The sequence below is a fragment of the Psychrobacter sp. NPDC077938 genome, assembly GCF_044542635.1.
Classification (GTDB): domain Bacteria; phylum Pseudomonadota; class Gammaproteobacteria; order Pseudomonadales; family Moraxellaceae; genus Psychrobacter.
In genome coordinates this window covers 80,653-87,644 of the sequence record NZ_JBITUW010000003.1, presented here as the reverse complement: position 1 = coordinate 87,644, position 6,992 = coordinate 80,653, and the positions used below count along the sequence as shown (strand labels likewise).

At 43.2% G+C, this 6,992-nt stretch carries 3 protein-coding genes; all 3 read left to right on the top strand.

Annotated elements, in window-relative coordinates:
* On the top strand, nt 1–3,088 hold a 3,088-nt coding region (locus ACIGBM_RS06455; protein ID WP_397477168.1), incomplete at its 5' end, for a tandem-95 repeat protein.
* A 659-nt stretch (nt 3,089–3,747) separates the two neighbouring features.
* Entirely contained in the window at nt 3,748–5,154 is a 1,407-nt protein-coding gene (locus tag ACIGBM_RS06450; protein ID WP_397477167.1) for a TolC family protein, read from the top strand.
* Nucleotides 5,147–6,979 carry an efflux RND transporter periplasmic adaptor subunit gene (locus tag ACIGBM_RS06445; RefSeq protein WP_397477166.1) on the top strand — a complete coding sequence of 611 codons (1,833 nt, stop codon included), beginning with the start codon at nt 5,147–5,149 and terminating at the stop codon, nt 6,977–6,979. The genes ACIGBM_RS06450 and ACIGBM_RS06445 overlap by 8 nt, the downstream gene beginning before the upstream one ends.
* Nucleotides 6,980–6,992: the final 13 nt, after the last annotated feature.

Genomic DNA, 6,992 nt, shown 5'->3' with positions numbered 1-6,992 from the left:
CCTAACGGTCGTGATCACCGCGCAGCCAAGTCATGGCAGTCTAAGCGCACAAGCAGATGGCAGCTATGTCTACCGTGCTGATGAGAACTATCATGGCACAGACCGCATTCGCTACTACGTTACTGACGGTGAGTTGCAATCAGCCGAGCGTATGATTGAGCTAACGATTACGCCTGTCAATGACGCACCAGTACTCACCGGACAAGCATTGACGGTAGCAGAAGATACTGCATTAATTATTAATCCTCTACTATCAGCCAGTGATGTGGATGGTGATAACTTAACCACTGTCATTACCAAGCAGCCCGAACATGGCACCTTAGTTAAACAGGCTGATGGCAGCTATATTTATCGTGGTCATGAGAACTATCATGGCGCGGACAGTATCAGCTATTACGTGACTGATGGTGAGCTACAATCAGCAGAGCAAGTTATTGAACTAGCCATTACGCCAGTGAATGATTCGCCAGTAGCGAGTGATAGCTTAGTAACTGGTATTGAAGACACGAGTTATCTATTTGACTGGTCAGACTTTGCCATGAGCGATGTAGAGGGTGACCGTCTGACGTTACGCATTGTTGAGCTACCACACTTAGGTGCGATTCAGCAGCGATTGGCTGATGGAAGCTGGACAGCAGTATTAGCAGGCGCTATATTCGACCAGCGTGACATCGATGCAGGAATACTGCGCTTTGTTCCATTACATAATCAGTCAGGTGGTGCAGGCTACACCGCAGCGGGTTACGGTGATCAGCAGCAGCACTATACGGCTATAGGCTTCGTTGTGAATGACGGTCAGTTAGACAGTCAAATGGGAACGGTAACTATTGATATTGATGCGCTTACGGATGCGCCTATACTAAGTGCCACACCGAAACCGTCGACATCGAATGTATTTGCCACCGACTTTGAGGGAATTGCTAATAACAATACCAGCTCCACCTTATTGGTACAAGACATGCTAGATGGTTGGCAGTTGATTAAGCAAAACCCTAGATACTGGCAGCAGTGGAAAGAGCTATTTAAGCAAGGCAAGTTGCCTTATGGTAATGATGGCTTTGAGATATGGCATAACGGCGATGTCATGGTTGACAAATGGAATGTCGGACATCGTGTGAGTGCGAGCGACAATGGCGATGCAACTGGAGTAAGTAATACCAGTTGGCTAGAGCTAAATGACGCGACCAAACACAGTAGCCAAACGTTAGGCTTAGAGCGTGAGATCCAAACGGTAGAGGGCGCTGAGTATCAGCTTAGCTTTGACTATGCAGGTCGCAACGGATTTGATGAGCGCTACACAGGGATAAGTGTCTATCTGGGTACGACACTGCTTAAGCAATATAGTGCCACGAGTGCTAGAGACGCATTAGATTGGCATACTGTTGATGTCGATTTTGTTGGATCTGGTCGTGCCGAGATGCTACGTATTGTCATAGACAGTGATGTCAATCACCCGCACGGTAGAGGCGCGATGATAGACAATATTGCGCTGGATAAAGTGGTCAATACTTATAAAGAAGATCAGCCTATTGCCCTAAGCAGTATCCAAGCGGCTCTGATGGATACGGATGGTTCAGAGGTGCTGACATTGACGTTAGCAGGTCTGCCTATCGGCACGCACTTGAGCGATGGCACTCATAGCTGGTCAGTGACAGCAGACTCGCCTATTGATATTACAACATGGCAGTTGGATAACTTACAGCTTACGCCGCCATCTGGGTTCAGTGGCGACATGGTTGCTACTGTGGTTGCTACCAGCACAGAGCTGAGTACCAGCGCTTCAGCCACGCAGACGTTGATGTTACCAATATCAGTAGATGCAGTAGCGAATAAACCAATCATTGAGCTGGTGGAGCGTGATATCCCAACTCGCCAAGTCGTTCATACCGATTTTGAAAACGTCATCAACTGGCATCGTGGTAGTGATAAGCGCTACTGGTTTAATAGTGGTGCGGCAGGTGGCGATGTCTGGCAGGGTAGTTATCCGAGATTTGGTAAAAAGATAGGCTTTGAGTTCTTTAGTCGCGGTGATACGATGATGACCGGTGCTGGAAATACGGTTCGTTTAAATGCGTCACCGCAAGGCGATCATTGGCTGATGCTACATGATGGTCGAGCCGTCACTGGTCAGGCCAAATATCATCAATTGCTAGGTATCCATAAGGACATAGCGACTATAGAGGATGTGGTCTATACCTTAAGCTTCGATTATGCTGCTATGCTTGATCTTAGCGCTGATGAGCTCAGCCGTATCGAAATCTACGCAGGAGATAAGTTACTTGCCAGTCATCAAGGGGTTAGCCATGATAACTTAGACTGGACGCATCTAAGCTATGACTTCGTGGGTACGGGTCATACCACCACGATTAGCATTGTATTAGATGGTGTTGCACTAGGAGATAAGGCGCTTAAGGGCCGTATGGCTATGATAGACAATCTATCAGTAGTAGAGACGTTGACAGCGCGCATCGATGATCAAGGTGCTCACTTGTATGCTCTAGCAGGTGTATCAACACCATTACCGCTTATAAATATCAGTAGTAGCGATAAAGATGGTAGTGAAGCGTATTCATTACAAATCGTTGTGCCTTATGGCGTGACCATCAGTGATGGTACGTATAGCATTACTAATCCATACCGTAATTCTATCACTATGGACTTGACGGGCATGGATTTAAGTAAGTTGACACTTCAAACTCCAAATCATTACTGTGGTGACATGTCGCTAACTCTGATAGCGAAAAGCCGCGAAATCAATAACGGTAGTGAAGCTATGAGTAGCTATGATATCAAGGTCATGGTACTACAAGGGGAGTCTGCTATTGTTAATAACGCTTACGTCACAAATACGCTGTCCTCATCAAGCGTACAACACGAGGCTGATATCAATAATAAAGTAGCTACTCCAGTACTGAACGTTAGGAACAAGCAAACCTCTCCTCATTCCAGTGCGCCAGTATGTAATGAGCGATCAGGTAAAATAGACATCACTGTCGCAGCTCAGCCTGTACGTGTTGATGGCTTCGATGCCACAGACGACTGGCTTACGAACATGGAGTCAAAGGCACAGAAGAAGTGGCGCGTTTAAAACGAAGATAATGCTTAACATTGAAGACGCTATGCGGCAGCTTTGAGTTTGTTTTCTGAGACAACAAAGCTGTCCAGTAGTACGATACGTAAAATAAACATATAAAGGACAACACATGAGCTTTAACGGAATATTCGTATGGGATGCCAAGAACGGCAAACCGACCAGCTATAGTGACGCGCAGGACATGGAAAAGCATATATAACATAATGTGCCACAAGAGATCAATCTTGCTTTTATAGAAGGTTAGAAAGAGAACATTGAGTTTTGGTCTTAGACTTTACCTGATACTTATCAAAAGGCCTTTGCTGACTCTTATGATCAAATAATAGAGTACTTAGCGACTTTAGATATTAATGCTATTTTAGCAAGAAAGATAATAATCCTATTCTAGTTATTTAATTAAGTGCGTTTTGATTAAATATATCCTGTATTAGGCACGTATCTAAGTGAATATATTAAACCTTCTACATAAGACGTTGCTAAGCATTAAAGCTTTGCTCACAAAGCTAACCAATGATTTGGTACTTTTTTTACAGGAGATTTATGATCCGATTGATAGATTTTACTAGGTGCCAGGAATAAGGGATTAAATTTACTGCAACCAATAGTTAATTTATATTAGAATGTCGCCATCAACAAAAGTTGTATGAATAACTATGAACGTCAAAACTAAATCACCGCAGGCAAAGGCCATACTCTTATTACTGGCTTGTTGTATGGCAGTGCCCGCACATACTTCTACTGGCGAATCATCACCCACTCTAGCGCAGCTTCAACAAGCAGCAGTTCAGCGCAATCCTGAATTAGCAGTGCAAAGAGCTGCACAAGAAGTGGCGGGAGCGGAAGTAGACATTGCTAAGAGAGAATGGTTACCCTCTGTTTCTGCTAATATTGACAAATCTTATGGTAGAGGGTCTGGTAGCTTTTCTGATACCAGAGTCTCCAATAGACGCATCAATGATGCTGGAAAAGTTGGATTTAGTATCTCCCAAAACCTATACGATCCCATCTTGAACATCAATATAGATCAGGCAAATCTGAGTGCAAAGTCAACTGATTTTGCTATTGACCAAACGTATGATGAGCTGACCAATCGTATAGTCTCACTATTTTTAGACATTCTTGCCACACAATCTGAGATGGTTCTTTTGGAAGGTCAGCAAGTTGCTGTCAATGAGCAAAGAAAACAAGCACAGCTAAGCTTTGAAGTAGGGACAGTGTCTATCACTGATGTACGTGAAGCCGAGGCTAAGCATGATCGCATTGCTGCGCAACTATTCGCATTGAAATGGCAAATGCAAGCAAAACAAGCAGAGCTTACAACCTTGAGCGGGGCTAAAATTGAGCCTAGTGCGTATGCATCAAGTATTCAGGCACTACCAGATGTTGCTGAAGAAGATCTTACCTTATGGCTTGCTGCTATGGGTAGTCAAAATAGCTTATTGAAACAGTCTGTTATTGATTATCAAATCGCTACACTCGAAAAAAACAAATTGCAATATAAGCACTATCCAAAAGTGCAGTTGGTTGTGGAAAACAACCGTAACCTAGGTGCTTGGTCTAGTGAAGGGCAAGAGGATTACACCAATAGTAAGTGGGACTGGAGCGCAGGCGTGCAGGTTCAGTTTGGCTTATTCAACACGAACACTAGCAATGCCCAAACGACTAAAGTGCTAGCAACTCAAAATCAGCGTTTTGAGACTATACGCGCATCTCAAGAGCGTTTGAATATAGAGATGCAACAAACTTTTTACCAAATATTAGCGTCTATTGCTGAATACCAAGGGCTAAACAAAGCCAGTGAATCAGCAGAGACAGCATTGCTAGCAAACATGCTGGGTTATCAAGTTGGTATGCGTATTAATGCCGATGTATTGGATGCCCAATCAAAGATATATGAAGTCAATAGAGATCGACTAGTAGCATGGTCTAACAGCTGGCGTAACTATATTAAGCTGAATCAATTGGCAGGTACACTGACAGTGGATCAATTGACTCAAATGGATGACATATTGCGCCAAACTGTAGAAAATAGTAGCGAGCTTGAGAAAATAAATGAATAGTAATCAAGAATCAGCCGTACCTTTACCAGATCTCTTATCAAATTGGCTCAAACGTACTCAAGTCTCAGGACTAGATATTGTAGCGGTAGCGACTCATAAACTACCGCAAGCAGGTAGTTTGGATTTCATTGATGTGTCGACAATGAGTGCATCAATATTCTCTCAACGCCCTAAAAGAACATCAGCATTATTAGCATCATTGAAATCCAAAGTACCTTTGGAGGAAGAGAGTAGCAGTGATACGAAAGTAGAAAGTACGTTGGATGATCTAAATTCAACACTACGGCAAGCGTGGAAATCTCACATTGAGATTATTAGTAATGATCAACCTCTCAAAGTACAACGTATAGATGAGTTAGTATTAATAAGCTGTTTGGTAACACAATCATCAGAAGGAATAGCGTGTATAGGTTGTGTGGTGGCACCACCATTTAACGATCATATGTTAGATACACTACAGCTAAGCTTAGGATGGTTATTCTTTGGCTTTATACGCAGTCAATTTGGTGAAGGAGAGCGTGCTAAGCGGTTACTTGAAATAACGAGTGATGTATTGTCTCAGTCAGATGCTCAGTCAGCGGCTCAAGAGTGGGTGAACCTTACCAAACAATGGGCAACTGATTTAGGAGGTGATGGCTTAGGTTTTAGCCTATTTAAAGTAAAGAATTATAGTCCTAAATGGTGGGTATCTGCTAACGTATCTTGGGCAGTAAAAGGATCGCCAATGATGCAAGCTGCACTTGAACTTGCTTCCATTGCTATTACCGAGTGTCAGGTACAACAAAATAAACTATGGTGGGCATATCCGATGCACTACCGTGGTCATGTATCGGCAGTATTGGTGGTACAGCAAAGCGATCATGCTGACCCCTTGAATGACAACCTAAAAACGATGTTACAAGCCAATGCTGATTTTATCGAACCGGTTTTTAGACGATGGCAACAGTCTGAGCAAAATTTAGTCGCTCACAGCTATCGAACATCCTCGGGTTTTTTGGAGAGGCTCGTCGGAAAAGGCTATTTGGCGTATAAGTTTTTAGGTTTTATACTAATCCTATCGATACTAGCAGTAACGTTGATTCCTGTTGAAAAAATTATCAATGCACCATTATATTTAGAAGGTGAACAGCGTTATACCATTACAACGCCTCAACAAGGCTACATTACTGAGGTGTTAGCTCGCCCTGGTGATACAGTAAGAGTCGGTCAGACATTAGCAAAGCTTGAAGACAAGGACCTCAAGATAGAAACAGCGGAGCTGGCTAGTCAGCTAGAGCAGGCTGAAGGTCAGTTTCGACAATCTATGGCAGCGCTAGATGCGGCTGCTAGTGGACTTGCTGTGAACCAAAAACAGCAAGTCCAGTCAAAGCTTGATTTGGTTAATGAAAAAATCGCGCGAACCAATATAAAATCTCCTATTTCAGGCGTGGTAGTGAGTGGAGACTGGCAACAAAAAGTAGGTACACCAGTAGAAGTCGGTTCAGAGCTTTTTCAGGTGGCAGATGTCTCAAGTTATCGGGTAATTATGCATATACCAGATAAAGATATGAGTGAGTTAAAGGTAGGGCAAACAGGGAAAATGAAACTGACTAGCTTACCTGAGCAGACTTATGAATTTACTGTTACTAGATTGACAGCAGTTGCAGAAGTTAAAGATGGAGAAAATGGTTTTGTAGTCGAAGCAAGATTGAATAAGACGCCTATCCAGATCAATCCAGGCATGCAAGGGGTTGGTAAAGTTATAGTGGGTGAAACCAATTTGGTTAGCAGCTGGACTAAGTCATTAATAGATTGGATACGACTGAAAGCTTGGTCAATCTGGTAGGATAGCCGCTTAC